The sequence below is a fragment of the Halorhabdus sp. CUG00001 genome, assembly GCF_009797925.1.
GTDB lineage: Archaea > Halobacteriota > Halobacteria > Halobacteriales > Haloarculaceae > Halorhabdus.
The window spans coordinates 284,291-308,339 of record NZ_VOLB01000001.1; the positions used below are offsets into that span (position 1 = coordinate 284,291).

The 24,049-nt window shown below is 63.6% G+C and carries 27 protein-coding genes and 3 tRNA genes; 11 read left to right on the plus strand and 19 right to left on the minus strand.

The window, feature by feature from the left end:
* Window positions 1–310 precede the first annotated feature (310 nt).
* The 13 genes from rpsB to FR699_RS01490 form a co-directional block, all read right to left on the minus strand.
* Window positions 311–1,117, minus strand: a complete 807-nt coding sequence (gene rpsB, locus FR699_RS01430) for a 30S ribosomal protein S2 (RefSeq protein ID WP_154552124.1) — start codon at window positions 1,115–1,117, stop codon at window positions 311–313.
* Window positions 1,114–2,319: a phosphopyruvate hydratase gene (eno, locus tag FR699_RS01435; RefSeq protein ID WP_154552123.1), complete on the minus strand. Its 1,206-nt coding sequence runs from the start codon at window positions 2,317–2,319 to the stop codon at window positions 1,114–1,116. Before eno ends, rpsB begins: the two co-directional genes overlap by 4 nt.
* Before the next feature lie 2 nt (window positions 2,320–2,321).
* Window positions 2,322–2,501, minus strand: coding sequence for a DNA-directed RNA polymerase subunit K (locus FR699_RS01440; RefSeq protein WP_154552122.1), 180 nt, complete (start codon window positions 2,499–2,501; stop codon window positions 2,322–2,324).
* Window positions 2,498–2,692: a DNA-directed RNA polymerase subunit N gene (locus FR699_RS01445; RefSeq protein ID WP_154552121.1), complete on the minus strand. Its 195-nt coding sequence runs from the start codon at window positions 2,690–2,692 to the stop codon at window positions 2,498–2,500. The genes FR699_RS01440 and FR699_RS01445 overlap by 4 nt, the downstream gene beginning before the upstream one ends.
* 14 nt (window positions 2,693–2,706) lie before the next feature.
* Entirely contained in the window at window positions 2,707–3,105 is a 399-nt protein-coding gene (locus FR699_RS01450; protein ID WP_154552120.1) for a 30S ribosomal protein S9, read from the minus strand.
* Window positions 3,099–3,536, minus strand: a complete 438-nt coding sequence (locus FR699_RS01455) for a 50S ribosomal protein L13 (RefSeq protein WP_154552119.1) — start codon at window positions 3,534–3,536, stop codon at window positions 3,099–3,101. The genes FR699_RS01450 and FR699_RS01455 overlap by 7 nt, the downstream gene beginning before the upstream one ends.
* Window positions 3,533–3,883, minus strand: coding sequence for a 50S ribosomal protein L18e (locus FR699_RS01460; RefSeq protein WP_154552118.1), 351 nt, complete (start codon window positions 3,881–3,883; stop codon window positions 3,533–3,535). Before FR699_RS01460 ends, FR699_RS01455 begins: the two co-directional genes overlap by 4 nt.
* Before the next feature lie 18 nt (window positions 3,884–3,901).
* Window positions 3,902–3,986, minus strand: a tRNA-Leu gene (locus tag FR699_RS01465).
* Window positions 3,987–4,103: 117 nt separating this feature from the next.
* Complete coding sequence (locus tag FR699_RS01470; protein ID WP_154552117.1) at window positions 4,104–4,847, minus strand: DNA-directed RNA polymerase subunit D; 744 nt, start codon at window positions 4,845–4,847, stop codon at window positions 4,104–4,106.
* Between the two features lies 1 nt (window position 4,848).
* Window positions 4,849–5,235 carry a 30S ribosomal protein S11 gene (locus FR699_RS01475; RefSeq protein ID WP_154552116.1) on the minus strand — a complete coding sequence of 129 codons (387 nt, stop codon included), beginning with the start codon at window positions 5,233–5,235 and terminating at the stop codon, window positions 4,849–4,851.
* Window position 5,236: 1 nt separating this feature from the next.
* Window positions 5,237–5,746 carry a 30S ribosomal protein S4 gene (locus tag FR699_RS01480; protein ID WP_154552115.1) on the minus strand — a complete coding sequence of 170 codons (510 nt, stop codon included), beginning with the start codon at window positions 5,744–5,746 and terminating at the stop codon, window positions 5,237–5,239.
* Window positions 5,746–6,267: a 30S ribosomal protein S13 gene (locus FR699_RS01485; protein WP_154552114.1), complete on the minus strand. Its 522-nt coding sequence runs from the start codon at window positions 6,265–6,267 to the stop codon at window positions 5,746–5,748. Before FR699_RS01485 ends, FR699_RS01480 begins: the two co-directional genes overlap by 1 nt.
* Before the next feature lie 17 nt (window positions 6,268–6,284).
* Window positions 6,285–6,367 (minus strand) — tRNA-Ser (locus tag FR699_RS01490).
* A 230-nt stretch (window positions 6,368–6,597) separates the two neighbouring features.
* On the opposite strand from FR699_RS01490, the gene FR699_RS01495 reads away from it, so the two are divergent.
* The 7 genes from FR699_RS01495 (at window position 6,598) to FR699_RS01525 (ending at window position 12,201) form a co-directional block, all read left to right on the plus strand.
* The gene (locus tag FR699_RS01495; protein WP_158853537.1) at window positions 6,598–7,440 is read left to right on the plus strand and encodes an SDR family NAD(P)-dependent oxidoreductase; all 843 of its coding nucleotides are present in this window, start codon (window positions 6,598–6,600) and stop codon (window positions 7,438–7,440) included.
* Window positions 7,437–8,159 (plus strand): acetoacetate decarboxylase family protein, encoded by a 723-nt coding sequence (locus FR699_RS01500; RefSeq protein ID WP_158853539.1) that lies wholly within the window; start codon window positions 7,437–7,439, stop codon window positions 8,157–8,159. The genes FR699_RS01495 and FR699_RS01500 overlap by 4 nt, the downstream gene beginning before the upstream one ends.
* Window positions 8,160–8,225: 66 nt before the next feature.
* On the plus strand, window positions 8,226–9,269 hold the full coding sequence (locus FR699_RS01505; protein ID WP_154552111.1) for an Mrp/NBP35 family ATP-binding protein: 1,044 nt from the start codon (window positions 8,226–8,228) through the stop codon (window positions 9,267–9,269).
* A 69-nt stretch (window positions 9,270–9,338) separates the two neighbouring features.
* Window positions 9,339–10,376, plus strand: a complete 1,038-nt coding sequence (locus FR699_RS01510; protein ID WP_158853541.1) for a tyrosine--tRNA ligase — start codon at window positions 9,339–9,341, stop codon at window positions 10,374–10,376.
* 12 nt (window positions 10,377–10,388) lie between these two features.
* Window positions 10,389–11,033 (plus strand): class I SAM-dependent methyltransferase, encoded by a 645-nt coding sequence (locus tag FR699_RS01515; protein WP_154552109.1) that lies wholly within the window; start codon window positions 10,389–10,391, stop codon window positions 11,031–11,033.
* A 140-nt stretch (window positions 11,034–11,173) separates the two neighbouring features.
* Window positions 11,174–11,244, plus strand: a tRNA-Gly gene (locus FR699_RS01520).
* A 549-nt stretch (window positions 11,245–11,793) separates the two neighbouring features.
* Entirely contained in the window at window positions 11,794–12,201 is a 408-nt protein-coding gene (locus FR699_RS01525) for an SHOCT domain-containing protein (protein ID WP_158853543.1), read from the plus strand.
* 21 nt (window positions 12,202–12,222) lie between these two features.
* On the opposite strand, the gene purD is transcribed toward FR699_RS01525, so the two are convergent.
* A complete protein-coding gene (gene purD / locus FR699_RS01530) occupies window positions 12,223–13,518 on the minus strand; it encodes a phosphoribosylamine--glycine ligase (RefSeq protein WP_158853545.1) in 1,296 nt (431 codons plus the stop codon).
* Between the two features lie 100 nt (window positions 13,519–13,618).
* On the opposite strand from purD, the gene FR699_RS01535 reads away from it, so the two are divergent.
* On the plus strand, window positions 13,619–15,823 hold the full coding sequence (locus FR699_RS01535) for a thioredoxin domain-containing protein (RefSeq protein ID WP_158853547.1): 2,205 nt from the start codon (window positions 13,619–13,621) through the stop codon (window positions 15,821–15,823).
* 7 nt (window positions 15,824–15,830) lie between these two features.
* Here the strand turns inward: FR699_RS01535 and FR699_RS01540 are convergent, their stop codons facing one another.
* Complete coding sequence (locus tag FR699_RS01540) at window positions 15,831–16,205, minus strand: thioredoxin family protein (protein ID WP_154552106.1); 375 nt, start codon at window positions 16,203–16,205, stop codon at window positions 15,831–15,833.
* A gap of 373 nt (window positions 16,206–16,578) precedes the next feature.
* Between FR699_RS01540 and FR699_RS01545 the strand changes: the two genes are divergently transcribed.
* From FR699_RS01545 to FR699_RS01555, 3 genes are all read left to right on the plus strand, one after another.
* Window positions 16,579–17,349: a response regulator gene (locus tag FR699_RS01545; RefSeq protein ID WP_158853549.1), complete on the plus strand. Its 771-nt coding sequence runs from the start codon at window positions 16,579–16,581 to the stop codon at window positions 17,347–17,349.
* Between the two features lie 158 nt (window positions 17,350–17,507).
* Window positions 17,508–18,416, plus strand: coding sequence for a PLP-dependent cysteine synthase family protein (locus FR699_RS01550; RefSeq protein ID WP_158853551.1), 909 nt, complete (start codon window positions 17,508–17,510; stop codon window positions 18,414–18,416).
* 116 nt (window positions 18,417–18,532) lie between these two features.
* A complete protein-coding gene (locus FR699_RS01555) occupies window positions 18,533–20,182 on the plus strand; it encodes a response regulator (RefSeq protein WP_233263354.1) in 1,650 nt (549 codons plus the stop codon).
* A 58-nt stretch (window positions 20,183–20,240) separates the two neighbouring features.
* Here the strand turns inward: FR699_RS01555 and FR699_RS01560 are convergent, their stop codons facing one another.
* From FR699_RS01560 to cyaB, 4 genes are all read right to left on the minus strand, one after another.
* Complete coding sequence (locus FR699_RS01560; protein WP_158853555.1) at window positions 20,241–20,741, minus strand: DUF5804 family protein; 501 nt, start codon at window positions 20,739–20,741, stop codon at window positions 20,241–20,243.
* Between the two features lie 100 nt (window positions 20,742–20,841).
* Complete coding sequence (locus tag FR699_RS01565) at window positions 20,842–22,044, minus strand: tRNA sulfurtransferase (protein ID WP_158853557.1); 1,203 nt, start codon at window positions 22,042–22,044, stop codon at window positions 20,842–20,844.
* 108 nt (window positions 22,045–22,152) lie between these two features.
* Complete coding sequence (locus FR699_RS01570; protein ID WP_154552100.1) at window positions 22,153–23,358, minus strand: methionine adenosyltransferase; 1,206 nt, start codon at window positions 23,356–23,358, stop codon at window positions 22,153–22,155.
* A gap of 60 nt (window positions 23,359–23,418) precedes the next feature.
* Window positions 23,419–23,964: a class IV adenylate cyclase gene (cyaB, locus tag FR699_RS01575; protein ID WP_158853559.1), complete on the minus strand. Its 546-nt coding sequence runs from the start codon at window positions 23,962–23,964 to the stop codon at window positions 23,419–23,421.
* Window positions 23,965–24,049 lie beyond the last annotated feature (85 nt).

The following is a 24,049-nucleotide window of genomic DNA, read 5'->3' on the forward strand; positions in this document are numbered from 1 at the left end:
GCTAAGCCCCGAAGCCTTGCACGATACCGGAACCGACATGCAGCCGACCCAGAGCCAGACCGATTTCAAGTTATCACCACACGATATGTACTGGCCCAATGTTCATCGGTTTGGGACTGATCGTAATCTGGTTTGGCTAGTTTTCACGATGACCTTATAGCGTCGCTCAGACTGTACTCACGGTAGTCCGGAGGCCAATCTTCATCCGTCGTTGCTGACTGCGATGACGAGACAAAGATACAGCTACGAGGTGGTACTGCTCTTGTAAAACGGAAATACCGCCGAATCCGAGACTGCGAAACGATCGACCTTACAGTTCGCTCTCGAAGTCGTCGAGGCTGTAGGCCGGTTTGGCACCGCGACGGTCCAGCGTCTCGTTGGCCAGCAGCCAGTAGACGACCGACAGCGCGCGCCGCCCCTTGTTGTTGGTCGGGACGACCAGATCGACGTTGCTGGTCGTGTTGTTGGAGTCACACATCGCGATCACGGGGATGCCGACCGTGATCGCCTCCTTGACGGCCTGGGCGTCACCGATCGGGTCCGTGACGACCACGACGTCGGGCTCGATGTAGCCCTCGTAGTCGGGGTTGGTCAGCGTCCCAGGGATGAACCGGCCGGTCCGGGCGCGAGCGCCGACGGCGTCGGCGAACTTCTCGGCCGGGAAGCGACCGTACTGCCGGGAGGAGGCCACCAGAATCTGCTCTGGCTCGTAGTTGGCCAGGAAGTCCGCGGCTTTGCGGATGCGCGTATCGGTCATGCTGACGTCCAGCACGTACAGACCGTCGGTCCGGACGCGGTGGATGAACCGGTCCATGTCCGTGGTCTTCTGCTGGGTCCCGATGTGAACCCCGGCAGAGAGGTAGTCATCGACCGGGATCAGCAGATCTGCCTCGGCCTGCTCGTCGGGCATGACGTTCTCGTCCTGGCTGGGTACCTCTTGGGCTTTGTCGTCTGCCGGCTGTTCGTCTGCCTGTTCCCCGACCTCGTCGTCGCCCGACGGCTCGCTCGCTTCCGCCTCGGGCGTGGTTTCCTCGGCGACCGCACCGGCCTCTCCGGCGGGTTCCGAGGCGGCCTCGGGTTCGTCTGCTTCGGTGTCTGTCTCGTCGTCGTCGCTCATGCGTTCTCTTCGATCCTGATGAGTTCGTTCAGCTTGGCCGTCCGCTCGCCGGCCACCGTCCCCGTCTTGATGTAGGGAGCGGCCGCGCCGACGGCCAGATGGGCAATCGTCGTGTCCTCGGTCTCGCCCGAGCGGTGGGAGACGACCGACTCGATGCCGTTCTTCGAACCGAGTTCGATCGCGTCAACGGCGTCGGTCAGCGTCCCGATCTGGTTGGGCTTGATGAGGATTGAGTTCGACGAGCCCAGGTCGATACCTTCCTGGAGGCGCTCGACGTTCGTCACGTACAGGTCGTCGCCACAGATGAGCGTCTGGTCACCCACACGCTCGGTCAACTCGGCGAAGGCCTCGAAGTCGTTCTCGTCGAGCGGGTCCTCGACGTAGGCCAGGTCGTACTCCTCGACCATCTCGACGACGTAGTCGATCTGCTCTTGCGTCGAGCGGTTGGGTTCGCCCTCGTAGACGTACTCTTCTGCCTCGGCGTCGTACATCTCTGCGGCGGCCATGTCCAGCCCGAAGCTGATCTCGAAGCCGCGCTCCTCGCTGACACGGTCGGTCGCTTCCGCGACAACCTCGAAGGCTTCGTCGTCGCCGATCGGCGGCGCCCACGCGCCCTCGTCGCCCTTGTTGACGGGCACGCCACGCGATTCGAGGATGTTGCTGATCTCGGCGTGGACCTCTGCGTTGGCGAAGACGGCCTCCGTCACGGAAGGCGCGCCGACAGGAGCCGAGAGGTACTCCTGAATGTTCGTCGCTTCCTCGGCGTGTTCGCCACCGCCGACGACGTTACCGAGCGGAGTCGGGAACTGATCGCCACGGAAGGTCCCACCGAGATGCTGGTACAGCGGTGCGCCCAGCACGTCGGCGCCGGCCTTCGCAGCGGCCATCGAGATGGAGACCGCGGAGTTGGCCCCAATCTCCGAGAAGTCGTCGGTCCCGTCGGCAGCGTGGAGTGCGGCGTCGACTTCCCGCTGGTTGCCGGCGTAGACTTCGCCTTCCAGTCGCGGAACGGCCAGATCGCGTGCGTTCGCGATTGCTTCACTCGGCGGGAGTTCGATCGCTTCGTGTTCGCCCGTGCTTGCGCCACTCGGTGCGGCCGCACGACCGAAGCCACCACTCTCGGTAGTGACGTCGGCTTCGACAGTCGGGTTGCCTCGCGAGTCCAGTACGCGTCGGAGTGTTACGTTGGTGATAAGCGTCATTGTTAGTTACCTCGATTGATTGTAAACGGCAATACCCCAGCGTCGTACTCCTCGGCCGCGATGAGGATCGGCTGGGTCTGTTCGGTGTCGATCAGTACCGGCGCCCCGTATGCTACCTGCAGCGCCCGTGCGCCCAGGACGCGAGCTTTCTCGTAGCGGTTGTAGTCTTGGTCGCCAGTCATTGGTAGGGTGCCACGACGTCAACCAGATCCTCGTGGGAGACGAGCATCCGGCGACAGCAGTGCCGTTCGACGCCGAGTTCGTCTAGCACGGCCTCGGGATCCTCGTCGCCCTCCCTGGCGCGCTCTTTGAATTCTTCCCAGTGTCCGGCGATTACGGTGCCACAGGTGAAACATCGGACCGGTATCATCATGACGTGCGCTCACCTCAGCGGTAAGATTTTTGGTATCGGGCGCGGGCACCCGGGCCGCCCCACTTTTTGGGTTCGCTCTGGCGAACGTCGTTGACCAGTAGCGACCGGTCAAATGCCATATAGGCATCCCGAAGTTCCGCATCGTTGGTGTGTTCAACCAGCCCGCGAGCGATCGCCGTCCGTGCGGCGTCGGCCTGTCCCATGACGCCGCCACCTTCGACGGTCACGTCGACATCGACAGCCGCTCGGAGCCCGTCTTCGGCGATTCGGAACGGCTCCAGCATCTTCAGTTGCGCCAGCTCCGGGTCGAATAGTTCGACGGGCTGGGAGTTGATTCGAACCTTGCCCTCGCCTTCCGAGACGGTTGCGCGGGCAACGGCAGTCTTCTTCTTGCCTGACGTGTTCGTTACCATGTTACCTTGGCTCCCAGTCGTGCCGAGAGATCGCCCAGTTGGACGAATCTGATGTTCGACAGTCGATTCAGTGACGTCCCTTCGAGGACCTGCGGGTCCTCGTCGTACGGGTTGCCCATGTAGACGCGGACGTTCTCGAAGGCCTCGCGACCACGCTGTTTCTTGTGGGGCACCATCCCGCGAATCGCCCGCTTGAGGATGCCATCCGGGCGCTTGGGGTACGCTCGGCCCTGCTCGTTGCCGACATCCGTCCGCTTCTTGTACGTCTCGAAGACGTCCTGGTCGTCGCCGGTGATCACGGCGTGTTCGGCGTTGACCACGGCGATGGTCTCGCCATCCATGGCACGCTCGGCGACCTGGCTGGCGACCCGACCCATGATACAGTCGCGGGCATCGACGACGATATCCGCGTCGATCGTTGCAATACTCATCGAATCACCCGGACGTTCGAGCCGTTGGGAAATTGTTCGAGTGCCTGTTCTAGCTGTAGCGTTTCGCCAACCTGGTCGATCTTCCGCTCGGCCGTCGACGAGAAGTCGACGGCGGCGACGGTAACGTCTTTCTGCAAGACGCCGCTGCCAAGCACTTTCCCGGGCACGATCACGGTTTCGTCTTCCTGGGCGTACCGCTCGATGCGGCCCAGGTTGACTTCCGCGTGGGTGCGCCGCGGTTTTTCTAAGCGCTCGGCGACGTCGCTCCAGACGTCTCCGTCGCCCTTGCGGGCGGCCGACTTCAGGTCGGCGATGAGACTACGCAGTCTCGGATTACTTTTACTCATAACGTTCCTCCTGAAAAGTGCAGGGAGCAGGATTTGAACCTGCGGACCCCTACGGGACAGCGCCCTGAACGCTGCGCCGTTGGCCAGACTTGGCTATCCCTGCACGCATAATTCGATTTTTCCTGCCCCTTCAAACCGCTTTCGATACGGACGGTCGCGCCGCTCGCACCACGAGGGGCAGCGGGCGCCGTCGATTTCGGTTTTTGGGGGCGAATCATCGTTACAGTGCAACCGCGTCGGTCAGTGCCTCAGCCCGTGACCGGAGCGTGTCTGTCGCCTCGGTCACGAGTGTGTCGACGTCGAACGAACCGTCCGTTTCGACGTGGAAGACGAACGCTTCCGGGACATCTTCGACCGCAACTTCGGTGTTGGGGTAGCGGTTCGTCAGATCGTTGTCGAAGTCCTCGGTGGGAATCAAGTCGCCGTCGTCTTCGATGACACCGCGAACGATGTGGGACTCGTCGTCGGCGAACTCGTCGCGTTCGCCGCCCTCTTCGATGCGCTGGAGGTGTCGATAGGAGACTGCCACGCCGCCCTGATGTTTGGCGTGGTCACGACCCGTTTCGAGAACGGCATCGGCTTCGAGTTCGAGTCGCTGATCCTCCTTGAGCTCGATGATCGGGATGTCTGTATCGGCGGCTTCGACCATCTCGTCGTTTGCCACCAGATCGCCGGAGTATGCCGTTCCGGGACCTTCGACGTCCAGTGCGAGGGTCACTTCGTCACCGATTTCGAAGTCACCGAGTGGCGTCGTCAACGGAACGAGCCCGAGTCGAAGGCCGATCTGCTCGTCGAACATCACGCTCGAGTTCTCGATAACGCGGACAGTGTCGACACTGAACGTCGGCACGTCTGCGATCATCGCCCGCCGGATGCCGTTGGCGAACGCGGGGGTGACACCCCGGATTAGGAACCGGGCTTCGCGTTCCTCGCGTTCGATGAACGTGACGTCGTACTCGGCCATGTTAGAATCCACTCGACTTTGGACTGCGGGTACCGTCGTGCGGGATCGGAGTCACGTCCTCGATCCGGCCGATTTCGAGACCCGCGCGAGCCAGCGCCCGGATGGTCGCCTGCGCGCCCGGTCCGGGGTTTTGCTGCTGGTTCCCACCGGGGCCGCGAACACGAACGTGCACGCCGTCGATGCCCCGTTGTTGTACTTGTTCGGCGACCGTTTCGGCCATCTGCATCGCGGCATACGGCGAGGCCTCGTCGCGGTTTTGTTTGACGACCGTCCCGCCCGAGCTCTTCGCCAGCGTCTCGGCGCCGGTCTGGTCGGTGATCGTGATGATCGTGTTGTTGAACGATGCGTGCACGTGGGCAATGCCCCACTTGCCGTCGTCTTCTGCCATATTATCGTTCCTCCGCGCGTTCTGGGTGGAGATCGTCGGCGAGCGGACTCGTCTCGTCGAACTCGATGCTCGGCTCCTCGGCGACGGCCACCATCTTCGAGGGGATCGAGACGCGCCGACCCTCGACCAGAATGTGGCCGTGCGTGATGAACTGCCGGGCCTGATCGACCGTGTTGGCCAACCCTTTCCGGTAAACGACCGTCTGGAGCCGCCGTTCGAGGACGTCCGTCACTTCCAGGGACAGCACGTCGTCGAGGCGGTCCTCGTCACCGAGAATGCCGAGTCGTTTGAGGCGACCGAGGAACTCTTCGGCCTCGCGTTCGTCGGCGTCCCGACCGAGCAACCGCCGAGCCTCCCGGCGGTACCCTCGCAGTTCCGATTGGGCACGCCAGAGCTCTTCTTTGTTTTTGAGGCCGTACTGCCCGATGAGGCCCATTTCGTCGGCGATACGTTCGCCCTGGAAGGGATGGTTCGGCGTCTCGTAGAACTTGGTGTTGGATCCGAGCGCCATTATTCGTCATCCTCCGTGGCTTCTTCTTCACGCTCTTCTTTGATCGCCTCGACGTTGACGCCGATGGTGCCTTCGGTTCGACCAGTCGACTTCGTTCGCTGGCCGCGGACCTTCTGGCCACGCTTGTGGCGAACGCCTTTGTAGGCGTTGATCATCTTCATCCGGTTGATATCCTGTCGACGGGTGAGGTTGAGATCGTTTCCGATCTCGTGGGTCGTCTCGCCGTCGAAGAAGTCGTTGCGGTGGTTCGCCAGCCACTCGGGCACTTCTTCGGCGAACCCTTCGACGCGCTCGACGATCGCCTCGATCTGCTCGTCTTCGAGCCGGCCGAACGTCTCTCGGCGGTCGATGTCGACGTCGCTGGCGATGATGCGGGCCGCGCGCTGGCCGATACCGTTCAAGTCTGTCAGGGCTCGTTCGACGGACTTCGTGCCGTCGAGGTCTGCCTGGCCGATGCGGACGAAGTACCGAAGGTCTTCGTCGTCCTCCGGTGCGTCCGCGTCTGGGTCTTCTGCGCTCATATGTTGGGATCGTGAAACGTCGTGGCGGGGATTCGAACCCCGGAGGCTTTACGCCACATGGTTAGCAACCATGCGCCTTGGGCCGCTTGGCTACCACGACTCGCTGTCACGTACTTGCGCCCTTGCGGACTCGGGGCCAAAGCCCCTACACGATGCGTACCCTTCGATATCCGTCGTCGGTATATAAACGCAACGAAAGGGCTGTCTCCGGGCGCGAAAGTCACGGTACCGTGGCACATGGAAATCACCACTGGCAATCGTCATCGCTATCGCCGTGAGCCGCTCCCGTCAGCGCAACCCTTTCAGTACCAGCAGTCGACGATACGTTCCATGAAAACAGTGCTCGTGACGGGCGCTGCCTCCGGGATTGGCCGGGCGACAGCCCACCAGTTCGCGACTCGTGGTTGGAACGTTTACGCGAGTGACGTCGATCCCGACGGACTGGCGACGCTCACAGGCTGTCACACGGCGACGGTTGACGTGACCGACCAGGACGATCTGGACCGTATTTTCGAGCGGATTCACCAGGATGCTGGCGGACTCGATGCGGTGGTCGCCAACGCCGGCTACTGTCAGCCCGGCCCGCTCGAAGACCTCCCGCCCGATTGGATCGATCGGCAGTTTGCGGTCAACGTCCACGGGACCTTGCGGACGATTAGGACCGCGCTGCCGCTGTTGGGCCAGCAGGGTGGGACGGCCATCGCAGTCTCCAGTACGCACGGGCGCGCAACGACTCCCGGGATGGGCGCGTATGCAGCCTCCAAGCACGCAGTCGAGGGGCTGCTCGATACGCTTCGCGTGGAGCTTTCGAATCAGGACGTGGCCGTGGTCCTGGTCGAACCCGCCTGGGTCGACACTGACCTCGCCGCCACGTCAGACCGCCACCTCGACGGATTCGATCGCTCGGACAGATACGCGACGATCTACGAGGCCCTCGATGGTGATGCGCTGCTGGGTGGCGGGCCACTCGCCGTCTCACCCGAGCGGGTCGCGGCGACGATCTACGACGCCGCGACGACTGAGACGCCGGCCGCCCGCTATCCCGTTGGCTTGCCAGCGAAGCTGATCCTGGCGACCCGATGGTTGCCACAGCCGATCCAGGATTTCGGGCACCGGGTGACCATCGCCGCGCTTGCGGCTCTGAGCCGATTCCGGAGGTCGATTGTCGAATGAGCGAGACCGTCACTGTCTCGACGGGCCACACGTTCGAACTCCCGGTCAGTCTCTCTGCGACGATCGTGGGCGCCGTCTTTCCCGCAGATCGAGGCGACGTGCGGAACCTCCTCCCGGACGGACTGCAACCCGTGGGAACGCGTGCTGACCGCGCCACGCTAACCGTACTCGTCGTCCGGTACGACCGTGTCGGCGAGGGGACGATCCCGCCATACGACGAGGTAGGTGTGCTGATTCCCGCGGTCGAAGCGGGGGCACGAACGGTGCCGTATCTCTCGCTGCTGCGGCGCCCTGTCAGTGGCTACGTCTACACGCTCCCCGTGACGACGGAACCCGCCCGCGCGTTCGGTGTCGATATCTGGGGTTATCCCAAACTCGTCGCCGACATCGACGTGACCGACGAGGGCCGGACGCGGACGGCGACAGTCACTGCCGACGGGGCGGAATTGCTCACCGCGTCGATCCAGCGACCGCCGACCGTGCCACTCCGGCTGTCGGGGTACAATTTCACGGAGACGGACGGCGAGTTGCTTCGGGAGCCGACCGCGTTGCGGGGGCGGGCCGGCGTCTGGCCGGCGAGCCCCCGGGCGTCGATCTCGTTTGGAGACCATCCGATCGCGCGGCAACTCCGCGACGTCGATCTCGGTGATCGGGCCGTGCTCAGACTGGCAGCGGACTGTGCGTTCACGATCGGTCCGGGCGAGCCCGTGACTCGCTGACCGTCGAGGACGGCCCACGGTGCGGGGTCACAAGCCTTTTCGCTCGCTCGGGGCCTATCGGACCCCATGGACGAAGCCGAGCTGCTGGAACTGCTGGAATCGGTCGAGGATCCGGATCTGAGTGACGACATCGTTTCGCTTGGGCTGGTCAACGACGTCGAGATCGACAACGGGACTGCGCGGATCGACCTCGCGCTGGGTGCACCGTTCTCGCCGAACGAGACGGTTATCGCCGACCGCGTGCGCGAGGTAGTCGGTGATGCCGCGCCCGATCTGGCCGTGGAGCTTTCGGCGACGGTCGAACGCGAGGCCGACGGCGAGGTCCTGCCTGGGGTAAAGAACGTCATCGCCGTCGCCTCGGGGAAAGGCGGCGTCGGAAAGAGTACAGTCTCCGTCAATCTCGCTGCGGGACTCGCCGACCGAGGCGCCCGCGTCGGGCTGTTCGACGCCGACATCTATGGGCCGAACGTCCCGCGGATGCTCGACGCCCACGAACGTCCCGAGGCCACCGAGGACGAGCGCATCATCCCGCCGGAGAAACACGGGATGAAACTCATGAGTATGGACTTCCTGCTGGGTGAAGACGATCCCGTCATCTGGCGTGGCCCGATGGTCCACCAGACACTGACCCAACTGTTCGAAGACGTCGAGTGGGGCAACCTCGATTACCTCGTCGTCGACCTCCCGCCGGGGACTGGCGACACACAACTCACGATGCTCCAGACAGTCCCCGTCACCGGCGCGGTCATCGTCACGACACCCCAAGGTGTCGCCTTAGACGACGCCCGCAAGGGCCTGGAGATGTTCGGCCGTCACGAGACGCCTGTCCTGGGTATCGTCGAGAACATGAGTTCCTTCAAGTGCCCGGACTGTGGTAGCGATCATGCCATCTTCGGGGAAGGCGGCGGCGAGGAGTTCGCCGCCGACGTCGACATGCCGTTCCTCGGATCGATCCCGCTGGACCCGGAGATCCGCGAACGTGGCGACGAGGGTCGACCCGCCGTGCTAGCTGATCTGGATGTCGGCGATGCGTTCCGGAACTTCGTCGCTAACGCGGCGAACAACCAGGGGATCGTTCACCGGCGGCGGGTTGCCGATCGCGAGGAGTAACGACCGGATTGCCGGATCGTCCGGACCGGGAAACGAATTGTTTTAGGCACCGACTCCGGACCAACGGATATGGACACGGCCGAGCGAGTCGAACTGGCGACCCGCAACACGGCGGAGGTCGTCACCGAGGACGAACTCCGGGAGCTGTTCGAACAGCGCGAGGACCCGTCGGTGTACATCGGGTACGCGCCGACCGGCGAGATGCACATCGGACACTTCACGACGATCCGCAAGCTGGCGGACTTCCTGCAGGCCGGGATGGACGTGACGGTTCTGATCGCGGACTTGCACGCTCATCTCGACGACGCAAAGAGCCCCTTCGACCTGCTCGAAGCGCGCTCTGAGTATTACGAAGAGACGATCCGGGCGATGGTCGAGGCCGCCGGTGCCGATCCGGGACAAATCACGTTCGTGCGCGGGCGCGAGTTCGAACTCGACCGCGAGTACACCCTCGAACTGCTGCGGATGACTGCCGAGACGACGATCGCCCGCACCCAGCGTGCTGCAAGCGAGGTCGTCCGGGAATCGGATTCGCCCAATCTGGGCGGGCTCGTCTATCCCCTGATGCAGACGTTGGACGTCGACGCACTGGACGCTGACGTCGCATACGGCGGGATCGACCAGCGCGGGATCTACATGCTCTCTCGGGAAGTCCTGCCCGAACACGGCGGCCAAGCCCCGACGTGCGTCTTCGCACCGTTGCTCTCCGGGTTGACGGGCGGAAAGATGAGTGCCTCCGAGGAGTCCTCGAAGGTCGAACTGACAGACGACCCCGAGACGGTCGCCGAGAAGATCGGCGACGCCTACTGTCCGATGGGCGAGGTCGAGGGCAATGGCGTCCTGGAGTATGTCCGGTACCTCGTGTTCCCGATCCTCGAGGAGCGCGAGGCGGCCTTTGTAGTCGAACGGCCCGAGCAGTACGGCGGGAACCTCACCTACGACACCTACGAGGAGCTAGAGGCGGACTTCGTGAGCGAGGAACTCCACCCACAGGATCTCAAAAACGCCGCCGGAGAGTACATCGGCGAAATCGTCGATCCGATCCGGGAACGTCTCGAATCGCAGCCCGATCTGCTGGCCGAGGCCTACCCGGAAAAGTACGACTGATCGAGGCACCCAATGGACCGCTCCCGCGTGGACGTGCGTGACACGTACGATCGTATCGCCGAGCACTTCTCGAAGACGCGGGAATACGCCTGGCCGGAAGTCGAGACCTTCGTCGAGAACGCCGAGAGCGTCGAACGCGCGCTCGATATCGGCTGTGGCAACGGCCGCCACGTCGAAACCCTCCACCAGCGAGCCGACCGAGTACTCGGAGTGGATGTGAGCCGCTCGCTCTTGGACGCTGCCGGCGAGCGGGTTCCGGACGCGGGAGTGTTGCTCGGGGACGCCTCGCGGTTGCCAATCGTGAGCGAGCGCGTCGATCTGGCTGTCTACGTCGCGACGCTGCATCACCTTCCGTCCCGAGAGGCACGGATCGCTAGCCTGGACGAACTCGCGCGGGTGCTGCACTCCGACGGCAAGGCGCTGGTCAGCGCCTGGAGTACCGCCCACGACCGCTTCGACGTACCCGCCGACGCAGAGGAGGGATTCGATACGACCGTCGAGTGGACATTGCCCGGCGGCGAGGCCGTGGCGCGCTTCTATCATATCTATGCGCCCGCGGAGTTTCGAGCGGACGTTGAAGCGAGTGAGCTCGCGCTGGTCGAGTGCGAGATTTCCAGCGGGAACTGCTATGGGACAGTCCGGCCGGCGTCGCACTGAAAGGAAACACCCTTAACGTGGGCTGAGTTACGTTCGGATGCGAACGCGGGGCTGGTCATCCACAGTGGGCAGTTCCGTTGAACGAGCGCGCCGGTGTTGAGACGGACGGAGTCCGTCGATGCTCGGCGCGAACGAAGTGAGCGCCGGTGGTCTAGTGGTATGACAAGAGCCTTCCAAGCTCTCGACCCGGGTTCAATTCCCGGCCGGCGCATCTCTCGGCCCGAACAATTCGTGAGAGCCGTGTATGCGAAATCCAGGAATTGAACCCTGGGAGTCGCAGCCCCGGAATGGTCGAGCGGAGCGAGACCACATGCCCGGAACGTCTCCCTCCGGTTCAATTCCCGGCCGGCGCACTTCCTCTTTTTAGGCGTTCGGGTGTCCTCGCTCACTGCGTTCGCTGTGGGTACCACTCACGCCCAAAAACGCGGAGAAAAACACCCTCGGCGCTCACGTGGTTCGCGCCGAGTGAACCGCGCTCGCATTGCTCGCGCGGATAAAGAAACGCCGGTGCCGAGTCGCGTGAAGCGCGACGAGGGCTCGAAAGGCGAGCGAAGCGAGTCTTTCGGTGCACTCCCTGTGGTCGTGTGTCGCCCGTAGCTCGCAAACGCTGTGCGTTTGCTCACTCCCGGCCGATACTCTCGACTGTCCGACACTGGCGGAGTGGACAACTCTGGGTGGTAACTATCGAGGCGGACGGACAACTGGCAGTTCGAGACAGTGCGTCGACACTGTAAAGACAGTTTCTACAGAACAACCGGACATGGACGATGCTGGACCGATCGAGCGACTGTGCGAAAACGCGACGGGCGTCGTTTCGATCCTCGTGACGGGCATTTTCCTCGGCGCGTTGTTTACCGGCCAAGACTGGTGGCTGCCGTTCATGCTCGTTGGATACGTTATGATCGTCCCGATCGTCGCGTTACTGTTCGGTGACGAGGAAGATATCGAAGAGTGGTGGGACGACGAGACGATCACTGAACCCGAGCACACACAGAACCAGGAAACAGACGAACAAGCACTCGAAACACTCAGAGACCGGTATGCGCGCGGCGAACTCACCGACGACCAGTTCGAACGCAAAGTCCAACGCTTGCTTGAGACCGAGTCCCTCGAGGATCTGGAAGACCGACAGGACAGCGAACGAGAGCCAATTTTCGATCCCGAATGAGGCCGTTCGCCGAGGCTCGCTTTACTCGCTGCTGTGTAGTTCGTCCATGTGGTCGATCCGGGACTGAACCAGTTCAGCTTGGCCGATGTCCCAGCGGACGCGCAGGCCTTCGGTTCCAGCGCTGTTGAGTGCCCCCGTTGTAATTTCTTCGGCGTCCGTGATCCCATCGGCCACACCAACGACCGCAAAAGAGCGGGACGTCGTCGTATAGATCCCATCCTCACGTTCGTCGACGCTGGCGTAGTACAACAGCGCGTCGCCGGCATTTTCGGGCGAGATCTGGACCTTCGCGCCGGCGTCCGGGTCAGTCGGATAGCCGTCGGGCACTGCGTACTTACAGACCGTCGCCTGGGGCTGGAACTGGAGTTTGGGGAGCGATTCGCCCTCGCGGGCGGCAACGAGGACATCGAGCAGGTCTGTCTCCATGACGGGCAAAGTGTTCATCGCCTCGGGGTCGCCAAAGCGGGCGTTGAACTCGACGACTTTTGGCCCCTCGGCGGTGAGCATGAACTGGCCGTAGAGAACGCCCTTGTACCCCTCAAGGGCGTCGACGGTCGCTTCGAGAATGTCCACCGCTTCCAGGTAGTCGTCTCGATCCATGAACGGCAGTTCGAGGCCCGCGTCGCTGTAAGACCCCATTCCGCCGGTGTTGGGGCCGTCATCGCCCTCGTAGGCGCGTTTGTGGTCCTGGACGGCGGGCGTAACCCGGAGTTCGCCGTTTGCGACCAGCGCCTGGATAGTGAACTCTTCGCCGACTAGTCGCTCTTCGAGGACGATCCGGTCGTGGCTAGATTCGCGAATGTACGTCTTTGCTTGTTCGGCGGTCACCTGATCGCCGATGACACGAACGCCTTTCCCGCCGGTGAGACCGGCCGGTTTGACGACCAGATCGCCGTCGTATTCCTCGATGTGTTCACAGGCAGCTTCGTTGTCGGTGAACTCCTCGTAGTCGGGACAGCCGGGAATGTCGTGACGATCCATGAACCGACGCTGAAAGCCCTTGTTCGTCTCGATACGGGCCTGCTCGGCCTGGGGGCCAAAGGCGTAGATGCCGGCCTCGTCTAAGGCGTCGGCGACGCCTGCCTCCAGGGGCGCTTCCGGGCCGACGACCGCCAGCGAGGCGTCAACCTTGTTTGCGTAGGTCGTCACGGCCTGGGGGTTAGTCGTCTCCAGCGTCTCGAAGCCATCGGCCAGGCTGGCGATCCCCGGATTACGGTTGCCGCCGGCGGCATACAGCGTACAGTCCGACTCGGCGAGCGCGCGGGCGATCGCGTGCTCCCGGCCGCCGCCCCCGATCAACAGCACCGTTTCTGTCATGGCAGAAGGGCCACACCAGGGGAGTGTAAAGGTTGCTCTTGGCGGTGCGAGCCTCGCCGGCGACGCCACGGGTTTACCCGTTGGACTCTGACAGATAGCTATGCCCACGCCCACCGAGCGCAACCGCCTCGATGAAGAGGCGAGTCCGTATTTGACCCAACACGCCGACAACCCGGTCAACTGGCAGCCCTGGGACGACCAGGCGCTCTCGACCGCCACGGAGACGAACACGCCGATCTTCCTCTCGATTGGCTACTCGTCGTGTCACTGGTGTCACGTCATGGAAGAAGAGAGCTTCTCGGATCCTGTCGTTGCCGAGACGCTGAACGAACACTTCGTCCCCATCAAGGTCGATCGCGAAGAACGGCCGGACGTCGACCGTATTTACCAGACCCTCGCACAGCTTCTCGGTCAGCAGGGCGGGTGGCCCCTCTCGGTGTGGCTGACGCCCGATCGGCGGCCCTTCTACGTGGGAACGTACTTCCCACGCGAGCCCCAGGGCGGCCGGCCGGGATTCGAGCAACTCCTCGGTGATCTGGCCGAGACCTGGGAGAACGACCGGGAGAACGTCCAACAACGGGCCGACCAGTGGGCCGACGCGATCGCCGGACAACTGGAGGGCACGCCCGAGACGCCGACCGAAATGGACGCCGGCACAGGCGGAGTCCTCCTCGAAGACGCCGCCCAGTCAGCGCTCCGCCAGGCCGACCGTGAACACGGAGGGTTCGGACGTGGCGGACCGAAGTTCCCACAGCCGGCGCGACTCCAGCTCTTGTTGCGGGCCGACGCTCGACTCGACGGCGACAGTGGCTCCACCGCCGACGTTGATCTGGAGGGAATCGGCGGCAGTGACGTCGGAGACACCGAACGGACGGAGGCCAGTGGCGAGGACTATCGCGCCGTTCTGACGGAGACGCTCGACGCGATGGCGACGGGCGGCCTCTACGATCACGTCGGCGGTGGCTTCCACCGCTATGCGACCGATCGGTCCTGGACCGTTCCGCACTTCGAGAAGATGCTCTACGACAACGCGGAGATCCCGCGGGCGTTCATCGAGGGCTACCGTGCGACCGGAAAGCGGCGCTATGCCCGCGTGGCTCGGGAGACCTTCGCCTTCCTCGATCGGGAACTGTCTCACCCTGCTGGTGGCTTTTACAGCACGCTCGATGCCCGTAGCGAGGGCGAGGAGGGCCGGTTCTACGTCTGGACGCCCGAGCAGGTTCGGGCGGCGGTCGACGACGAGACGGACGCCTCGCTGGCGTTGGAGCGGTTCGGGATCACCGAAGACGGTAACTTCGAGGAGAGACAGACGGTGCTGACGATCAGTGCCGAGCACGAGGAACTGGCAGCGCAGTCAGGACTCGACGTTGCGGACGTTCGAGATCGCCTCGCACGGGCTCGTGAGCAGTTGTTCGACGCCCGGTCGGAGCGGACCCGCCCGGCCAGAGACGAAAAGATCCTGGCCGGCTGGAACGGGCTGGCGATCTCGGCCCTTTCGGAGGGTGCCCTCACACTCGATGCCGACCTGGCCGATCGGGCCAGCGAAGCACTCGCGTTCGTTCGTGAGCATCTCTGGGACGATGCAGAGGGGCTGTTGAAACGCCGCTATGCGGACGGCGACGTCCAGATCGACGGGTATCTGGCGGACTACGCCTTTCTCGCTCGCGGGGCGTTCGACTGCTATCAGGCGACCGGCGACCCCGACCACCTCGGGTTCGCGCTCGCACTCGCTCGCGGGATCGAGTCGCGCTTCTGGGACGACGAGGACGGAACGCTGTACTTCACCGAGGCCGGCGGAACGGCGTTACTCGCGCGTCCCCAGGAGGTCACAGACCGCTCGACGCCCTCGAGCGCCGGTGTCGCGGTCGACGTGCTCTGTTCGCTGTCGGCGTTCGTGCCACACGACCGCTTCGACGACGTGGCTCGATCGGTCTTGTCGACCCACCACGACGCGATCGCAGCCGACCCGCTCCAGCATGCCTCGCTGGTGCTTGCGGCCGACCACGCGACCAGTGGGGCCAGCGAACTGACGGTGGCCGCCGATTCCATTCCCGAGTCATGGCGTGAACGGATCGGGGAAACCCCCTTGCCGAACCGAATTCTCGCCCGGCGACCGCCGACCGAGAACGGGCTGGTGCGGTGGCTCGACCAGTTCGGTCTAGAGAAGGCCCCGCCGATATTTGCCGAGCGAGCGGCCCGCAACGACGAGTCGACCATCTACGCCTGCCGTGATTTCACCTGCTCGCGGCCACTCGATGACGTCGAGGCGGCGCTTGCGTGGTTCGACGGTGACCGAGCGCAATAATTTCGATTCAGGCCGACGTCTCGGCCGATTCGAGTTGGGTCGCCAGATGGGAGGCGATCGGTTGGCCCTCGTCCTCGACGAAGCGAGCGAGTTCTTCGCCGTCGCGTTCGACGACGACTGTCGGAATGTACTCGATGCCGTACTCTTCGACCCCCTCGCCGTCTTTCTGTTGGTCGACGGGATGGTGTACGACGTGCTCGTCGGGGATGTCGGCGGCCGCGAGTGCGGCACCGAACTCCGGAAGCAAGGATCGGCAGTCGCCACACCAGTCTCCACCCCAGATGTGGTAGGTCACGTCGTCGAGGGCTGCCAGCGTTTCGACAGTCTCTTCGTGGGCGTCAGCGTTCCAGACCGGGTTCGGTTCTAGCGTATCCAGTGGCATAGACCACGATACGATAGCGAGCCCTATAACCGTCGCGTCGTTGGCGACACTATCCGGTCTCGGCGTGTTCGATCGACCGATCGAACCTGCCACAGATCGAACTAGCCCCACAGCGATGGCATACCTTCCCGATCTCCCTGCGGGTAGCCCCACTCTGGGAAGGGGTTCGCTGTCGCTCTGTTGGGTATATGCCAAACTTGTCAGCTCGGCATACAGCGAGCCATTCCCAGTCCGAGATGGTAGCCTTCGAAGGAAATCCATCGCCGGCGGTGGGGCCGAGCTGTCGATGGTGACCTCCAGCGCCTACACAGTGCCCGGTTACGGACTGTGCGTTCACCCTACACTTATGCGAACGCCCACCCACACTAGTGACATGTCGGGGGACAACGCTGTCACTGTACTCTGTGTCGACGACGATCCGGACTTTCTCACGTTGAGTGAAACTGTCCTCCAGCGTAGCGCAGAGCGCTTCGAGATCATCACAGAAACGGACCCCACTGCGGTCCTCGGTCGACTGTCGAGCAACGCCGTCGACTGTGTGGTCAGCGATTACGACATGCCCGGCATGGACGGCCTCGAATTACTCGAAGCGATCCGAGCCGACCATCCCAAACTCCCGTTCATTCTCTTTACCGGCAAGGGGAGCGAGGAAGTCGCCAGTGAAGCGATCGCACGCGGCGTCACTGACTATCTACAGAAGGGGGGCGGCCGGGAGCGATACGCGTTGCTGGCCAATCGGATCGAACACGCTGTCGCCCAGCGACGGCGCGATCGGGAGCTAAAGCGCTACGAAACGCTGTTCGACGTCGCCCCGATCGGGATCTTTCGCACAGCCTCGGACGGCACGGTCTACGAGGTCAACGAAGCGATGGCTGCCCTCGTCGGCTACGACACACCGTCGGCTGCCATCGATGCGTACAACGATCTCGCCCAGGAACTGTACCGGTCTCCGGGGCGACGCGAGACGTTTATCGACCGACTGGCCACCGAGGGGACCGTCACGAACTTCCAGTACGAGGCTCGCACGAAGTCGGGCGAAACACGAACGTTTCGTATGAACGCAACGGTACTGGACGAGTCCGATACTCGGCCCTTCGAAATCGTCGGCTACACCTGGCGTGTCCCGGAGTCCGAACGGGAGTGACACTTCAGGTGGGCGTGTCGGCTCGTCGTCGCTGGTCAGTCGCCCCAATCGCCGAACCCCGTACAAAAACAGCCCATCCAGTGGATCGCGTCCTCGGCCACGGTAGATCCTGCCGGTGTCCGGGAGAGATTTACGTCCCACAGCGCTAGCCAGTCCAAATGGATACGTCGATTCTGGAGACGATCGGCTCGCCGCTGGTCGAGCTATCCTCGCCGCCAGGGGCGACCATTGCCGCGAAGGTAGAGTCGTTCAATCCGGGCGGGTCGGCGAAGGACCGCCCAGCCTTGCGTATGATCGAGGCCGCAGAGCAGGCGGGTAAACTCGAAGCCGGCGACAGTATCGTCGAGCCGACGAGCGGGAACACGGGCATCGGACTCGCGCTTGTGGGAGCGGCAAAGGGCTACGATGTGACTCTCGTCATGCCCGAAGACATGTCCGTCGAGCGCCGTCGTCTCATGCAGGCATACGGGGCCGACCTCGAACTCGTCGAGGGTGACATGACTACTGCCCGCAAGCGGGCGGACGAACTCGAAGCCGAGGCAGGCACGTTCCAGCCCCGCCAGTTCGAGAACCCGGCCAATCCGCAGGCCCATTACGAGACGACGGCCCGCGAAATCCTCGATCAGATCGGCGATCGGACGATCGACGCGTTCGTCGCCGGCGTCGGGACGGGCGGCACGATCAGTGGAAACGCACGACGACTCACGGAGGCGTTCCCCGGGGTCGACGTCATCGCCGTCGAGCCCGAGTCCAACGCCGTCCTCTCGACTGGCGAGTCCGGATCTGACAATTTCCAGGGGATGGGGCCGGGGTTCGTCAGTGACAACCTGGATCGCGAGTTGCTCGACGAGGTACGAACCGTCGCTCTGGACGATGCCAAAGCGGAGTGTCGTCGTCTGGCCCAGGAGGAAGGCATCCTCGTCGGCCAGTCGAGCGGCGCGATGGGGGTTATCGCTCGGGAAGTTGCCGAAGAGCGCGCCGACCCGGAGGCTTCGGACACACCGCTGGTGGTGACGGTGTTCTGGGACAGCGGCGAGCGGTATCTCTCGACAGGGCTGTTCGATTGAGGAACGCGTTCGAGCAGACTATTCGACTGACGGACACTTCTTGGCCCTGCCTCTGCGGGCGGGTTTCAGAACAATTTTCCACCATCATTATAATGGCAGAGTGTGTCGCCCCGCTCATGTCAGGGCAGGCCGTCACGGTGCTTTGTGTCGACGACGAGGAAGATCTGGTCGCGCTGACGGCCTCGTACCTCGAGCGGGCTGACGAGGCCATCGAGACGATCACTGTGACGGATCCTTCTCAGGTGCTGGATCGCCTCGATACATCAGCCGCCGACTGTGTAGTCAGCGACTACGACATGCCGGGGATGGACGGTATCGAATTGCTCGATACCGTCCGGGCATCGTATCCCGATCTCCCCTTTATTCTGTTTACTGGTAAGGGGAGCGAGGAGGTCGCAAGCGAGGCCATCGCAAGTGGTGTCACCGATTATCTCCAGAAAGACACCGGCAGCGAGCAGTACGAACTCCTCGCCAACCGGGCACGCAATGCTGTCGAGCAGTATCGGGCCAGCCAGCGGGCCAGCAGCCTCGATCGCATCCGGACTATCCTCGGGGACGTCAATCAGGCGCTGGTGCGGTCACACGATCGGGCGACGATCGAGCACCACGTCTGTGAGATCGTCGCCGGCGCCGAGCCGTATCGGATCGCCTGTATCGCCGAGCCCCAATCCGCTGGTGACTCACTGACCATCAGGGCGAATGCTGTTTGTGACGATGCCGATCTCGACGGCGAGAAACTGCTTGCAGACTCGGCTGAGGGGGCGGCCTGCCCCGTCTGGGACGCCCTGGAGGCGGGCACCATTACAACGGCACGGGTCGACGAGACAAACCAGTGGCCGGCGACGGCCACAGAGCGTGGCTACCGCGCGGCGGCAGCCCTCCCGATCGTCTACGAGGGGGACCGCTACGGCGTCCTCTGTCTGTACGCCGAGGCGGCCGATGCCTTCGACTGGCGCGAACGGGAACTTCTGGCCGAGATCGGCGACGACCTGGCCCACGCGATCTACCGGATCGAACTGCACGAACGCCAGCAGCGATACGAGCGTATTATCTCGAACATTCCCGAAGGCGTCTATCGGAACTCGCCGCTGCCCGACGGGACGCTGATCGAGGTCAATCCCGCGCTGGTCGACCTGTTTGGAGCCGCCGATGCATCGGATCTCGTCGGGCGCCCCTTCGAGGAACTGTACGCCGATCCCGCCGACCGCGAGCAGTTCATCAGGGCCCTCGAACGGGAAGGCATCGTCCGGGATATGGAGCTTCGACTGCAGCGACTTTCCGGAGCGGAATTCTGGGCGTCAGTGACCGGTATTATGACCGAAGAGAGCGGCGAGCGGTACTTCGACGGTGTCGTCCGAGACGTGACCGAACAGCGAACCCGCGACCGCGAGTTGAAACAATACGAGACGCTGTTCGACCTCGCACCGTTCGGTATGTTCCGGACTGACACCGACGGTGAGGTACACAAGGTCAACGAGTGGCTGGCGTCACTGCTGGGGTATGAATCACCGGCGGCTGCCATCGAGAGTGGCGACGATCTGGCGACGGACGTATACGCCAACCCGGAGCGACGGGAAACACTTCTCGATCGACTCGTGACGGCCGGATCGATCTCCGAGTTCGACATCGATGCGTACGACAGCGACGGGGAGCTGATCGAGCTCTCGGTCCACGCAACGGTTCTGGAGGATGGCCACCCCGCTGCTTTCGATATTATCGGGTTCGTCGAACCGATTCCGCCTTCACCCGAGCGATCACCTGCTTAGTCGTCGGCTGAGAGACACTGTTGTTGTCGGTAAGCGATTGTTCGCCATCGAGGGCCATTCAGCTACTGAATTCCGATTCGGTCACGCGAACGACGACAGTGTCGGTCACGTCGCGTAGGTCGTAGGTCGGGATCGAGCCGTCCGTTCGGGTCACGTACATCGGTTCGACGAGCCGCCGAGCCGTATTCGCCTCGTCGCTCGTCTCCTCGCTATCGCTGTCGTCCGGGTCGATGACGCCGTAGACTTTGAGATAGCGATCCGATTCGTCCGGATCGATGCGGCCGTCGCGGATGTCCGTCGCCAGCTCGCGGGATAGCCACTCGGTCTCGCTGACGCTCGGTTCTCTGAGGAGCGTGTCCGCGACGTAGCGGACGAGATACCAGTTGAGATCATTCAGCAGGGAGATCGCGGCCCCGAGACTCACGGTTTCTACCTCGACGGCGTTCCGGTATGGATCCGTCAGGTCGTAGGTCCACAATGCGTCGCGAGCGGTCTCGTGGGAGCGCAGCGTCTGCCGGAGGGCGACGTCGTCGGTCCCGAGCAGGCAGACGCGAGTCATCGGTTGGCCTTGTGTCCCCGCGTTCCAAAGGCGTTCCGTCTTGCTTTGTGTCGGCGGTGAGTGCGCTCGTTTCGACCGCTCGTTGTCGCTGGTCGCATCGTCACTCGACCTGGGCCGGCGGGTCAACGACCGCGGGATTCGAGCCCGCGCTGTCCGCCAGTTCCAGCAGGTCATCAGGCTCGGCACCTTCGACCGCTGCTGGATCGGCGTGTGTCTCGGGCTTGTCGGGTGCGACCCGGTTGCAGCCAGCGGGGACGGTCGCGTCGTCGTACGTGCCCAGGTCCCGGGCCTGGGCGATGATATCGGTCTTGTCGGCCGACACCAGCGGGCGATGAATCGGCAGGTCCGTCACGGCGTCTGTGACCGCGATGTTGGCCGTCGTCTGACTCGACTTCTGGCCGATGGACTCGCCCGTGACGATTCCGACCGCGCCGACGTCGCGGGCGATGCGTTCGGCGGCCCGATACATGAACCGTCGGAGCGAGAGCATCCGCGTGTCTTCGACGTCGGTCATCAACCGCTCGACGGCCTCGCCACCGTCGACGACGGACAGCTGCAGATCGAAGTTCGGCGCACGCCTTGCCAGCGCACCCGCGGCTGCCTCCGCTCGGGCGCGATGGTCGACGCCGCCGTAGGCTCCCAGGTCGACGTACACCGGAACGACCGGCGCGCCGCGAGTCATCGCTTGCCAGGCCGCGACGGGCGAGTCGATGCCACCGCTGAGGAGGGCAACGAGGGGTTTCTGGGTCCCCAGGGGGAGCCCACCCGGCCCCGATCGTTTTTCCAGGAAGACGAACGCTTCGTCGGGGCGTGCTTCGACGAAGACGGTAAATCCGGGATCGTCGAGGTCGACCTCGGGTGTCTTCCCCATCGATTCGATCGCGTCCCAGATGGCTTGGCCACCTTCGTTCTCGATGTCCCGACTCGAAAAGTCGTGGACGTCGTCACCGCCGGCACGCCGCGCTACCACAGCGAAGGGGCCACCGTCGTAGCAGGCGGTCGTCGTGTCGGCGAGGGCGTCCGTTATCGCGTCCATCGTCGGCGCGACGGTCAGTGCGGGACTGGCCGAGACAACGCCCGGCGCCTCGGTGGCTGCCGCAGTCGCGGCCTCGACAGCGTCCTCTGTGGTCCGGACGTAGAGGCGATTGCGTTCACAGCCCGTATCGCCCGGCAGGCCCCGATCGGAAAGCAGTGCGTTGAGGTTCTCCTGGAGCTGGAACTCCATTTTCATCCGCACCTGATCGCTCTTGACGCCGACCTCGCCGTGACGAACGACGACGGTGTCGGCCCCCGGTGGATGCATAGCCGAGCGTATTCGATGCGGGAGTAAACAGGCTTCGACAGCGATCGGCAAAGAAACCGTTTGGCGATCGCCCCCGATCGCTTGCCGGTCGGGTCCGGATTCGGTTACTCAGAACGTCGAGAGATCGCCTTCGATGACCCGTTCGGTGATGTCGGTGATGTCGGCGAGTTCTTCGTCGATGATGGCCGAGACGTCGTCCTTGACGTCGGCGACCGCAACACCGTCCTCGGTGATGATCGAAGCATCGGCGACGTGTGGATCGTCGATCGGCGAGCCGATCTGGCTGAGTAGCCGGACTTGCAACTGTCTGATCCCGTCGACTTCCGCGACGACCGACTGGGCGATCTCGGTGCTCAGCAGGTTGTAGATCTTCCCGATGTGGTTGACGGGATTTTTCCCGCTCGTGGCTTCCATACTCATCGGCCGGTTGGGCGTGATGAGCCCGTTGGCGCGGTTACCCCGGCCGACCGAGCCATCGTCGCCCTGCTCGGCGCTGGTGCCGGTCGTCGTCAGGTAGATCGCGCCTTCTTCGTAGTCGTCGGCCGTGTTCACGTCGACGTTGATCGACCGGTCGGTGTACTCGCCGGCGAGGTCGGTCACGTACTCCCGGACGCCCTCGACGGCGTCGCGGTACTCGTGGATGTTCTCGACGTGGGCATCGACCGTCGCGGCGGCGACGGTCACGTCGATGTGGTCACCTTCACGCTTGCCCATCACCTTGATGTCCTGGCCGATCGCCGGGTTCTCGACGGCGTACTCCCCGTTGAGGCGGCGCTCGGTGTTCAGGACGATCTGTTCGGTCTCGGTCAGCGGGGCGTGGCCGACACCGTAGGAGGTGTCGTTGGCCATCGGCACGGCCGCGCCGTCTTCGCCGAACACTTCCTGGAGGTCACCGCTTCCCTCGCCCAGCCGGACGTCGACGATCACGTCCGAGCCAACGTCGAGGTGCGGGAAGGCCTCGTCGAGATACTCGCGGGCAGCCTCCAGGGCGATCGTATCCGTCGGGATGCGCTGGCCCTGAAACTCCTTGGTCGCTCGGCCGACGAGCAACAGGTAGATCGGCTCGATCACTTCGCCGCCACCAAAGGCCGGGGCGGACGTGCCGGCGACGAGTTGTGTCTCGTCGGTGTTGTAGTGCAGCACCTTGCCGACACGATCCAAGTACGCTTGGGCCAGCGCCTGTGAGACGCGCTCGGCGACGCCGTCACAGATCGAGTCTGGATGACCCAGGCCCTTGCGCTCGACGACTTCGACCCGCTGGTCCTCGACGGCCAACCCGCTGGCTGGCGTGACGCGAATGTTTCGGTCAGTCATTACTACCAGCTTACCTGCCGCACTGTCTATAACTTACGGAAACTTTCGGACCGCGATCAATTACTTGGAGTTATCCAAGAGCAAGCCGAGGTAGGACCGCCGGATGCTTTCGGCGGGATCCAGTCCGAGGTCCGCCAGCTTCCCCTGGAGGGATTCTCGCGCCCCTTCGACTGCACTCTCGTCGTCGACTTCGGTTTCGATTTCGACGAACTCCCCGAGATCGCTTACGTCGTCGAGCGTGACGATGTACCCGCTGAGTGCGTATCGATGTCGTTCTTTCTCGACGGTTGCGGCGGGTTCGAATCCGAGTCCGCGGACGATAGCGTTGGCCGTCTCGCCGTCTCCGACCGTCGTCTCGGCTTCCTTGCGGCTCTTCGATTCGCTGTCGATCTTTGGCCCCTTGTAGGTGAGCTTCGCCGTCGTCTCGCCGTGACGGTGTTCCCGGCGGACCCGCAACGCTTCGTCAGTCGCCGCGAAGTCCCGGTGGGGGGCGTCGTAGTACGTATCGACCTGCCGGATCGTCCCGAGCGGGTCGGCCCCAGCGTCCAGCAGTGCCTGCCGGACCGTCTCGTGGTCTGCCCGCACTTTCATCTCTACCTCGTACATGAGCGAGCACAGCGGTCTACAGGCCAAAAACCGCACGCATCTCCGATCACGGTCGATAGCCCCGAAACGTTGTCCTTAAGAGTGC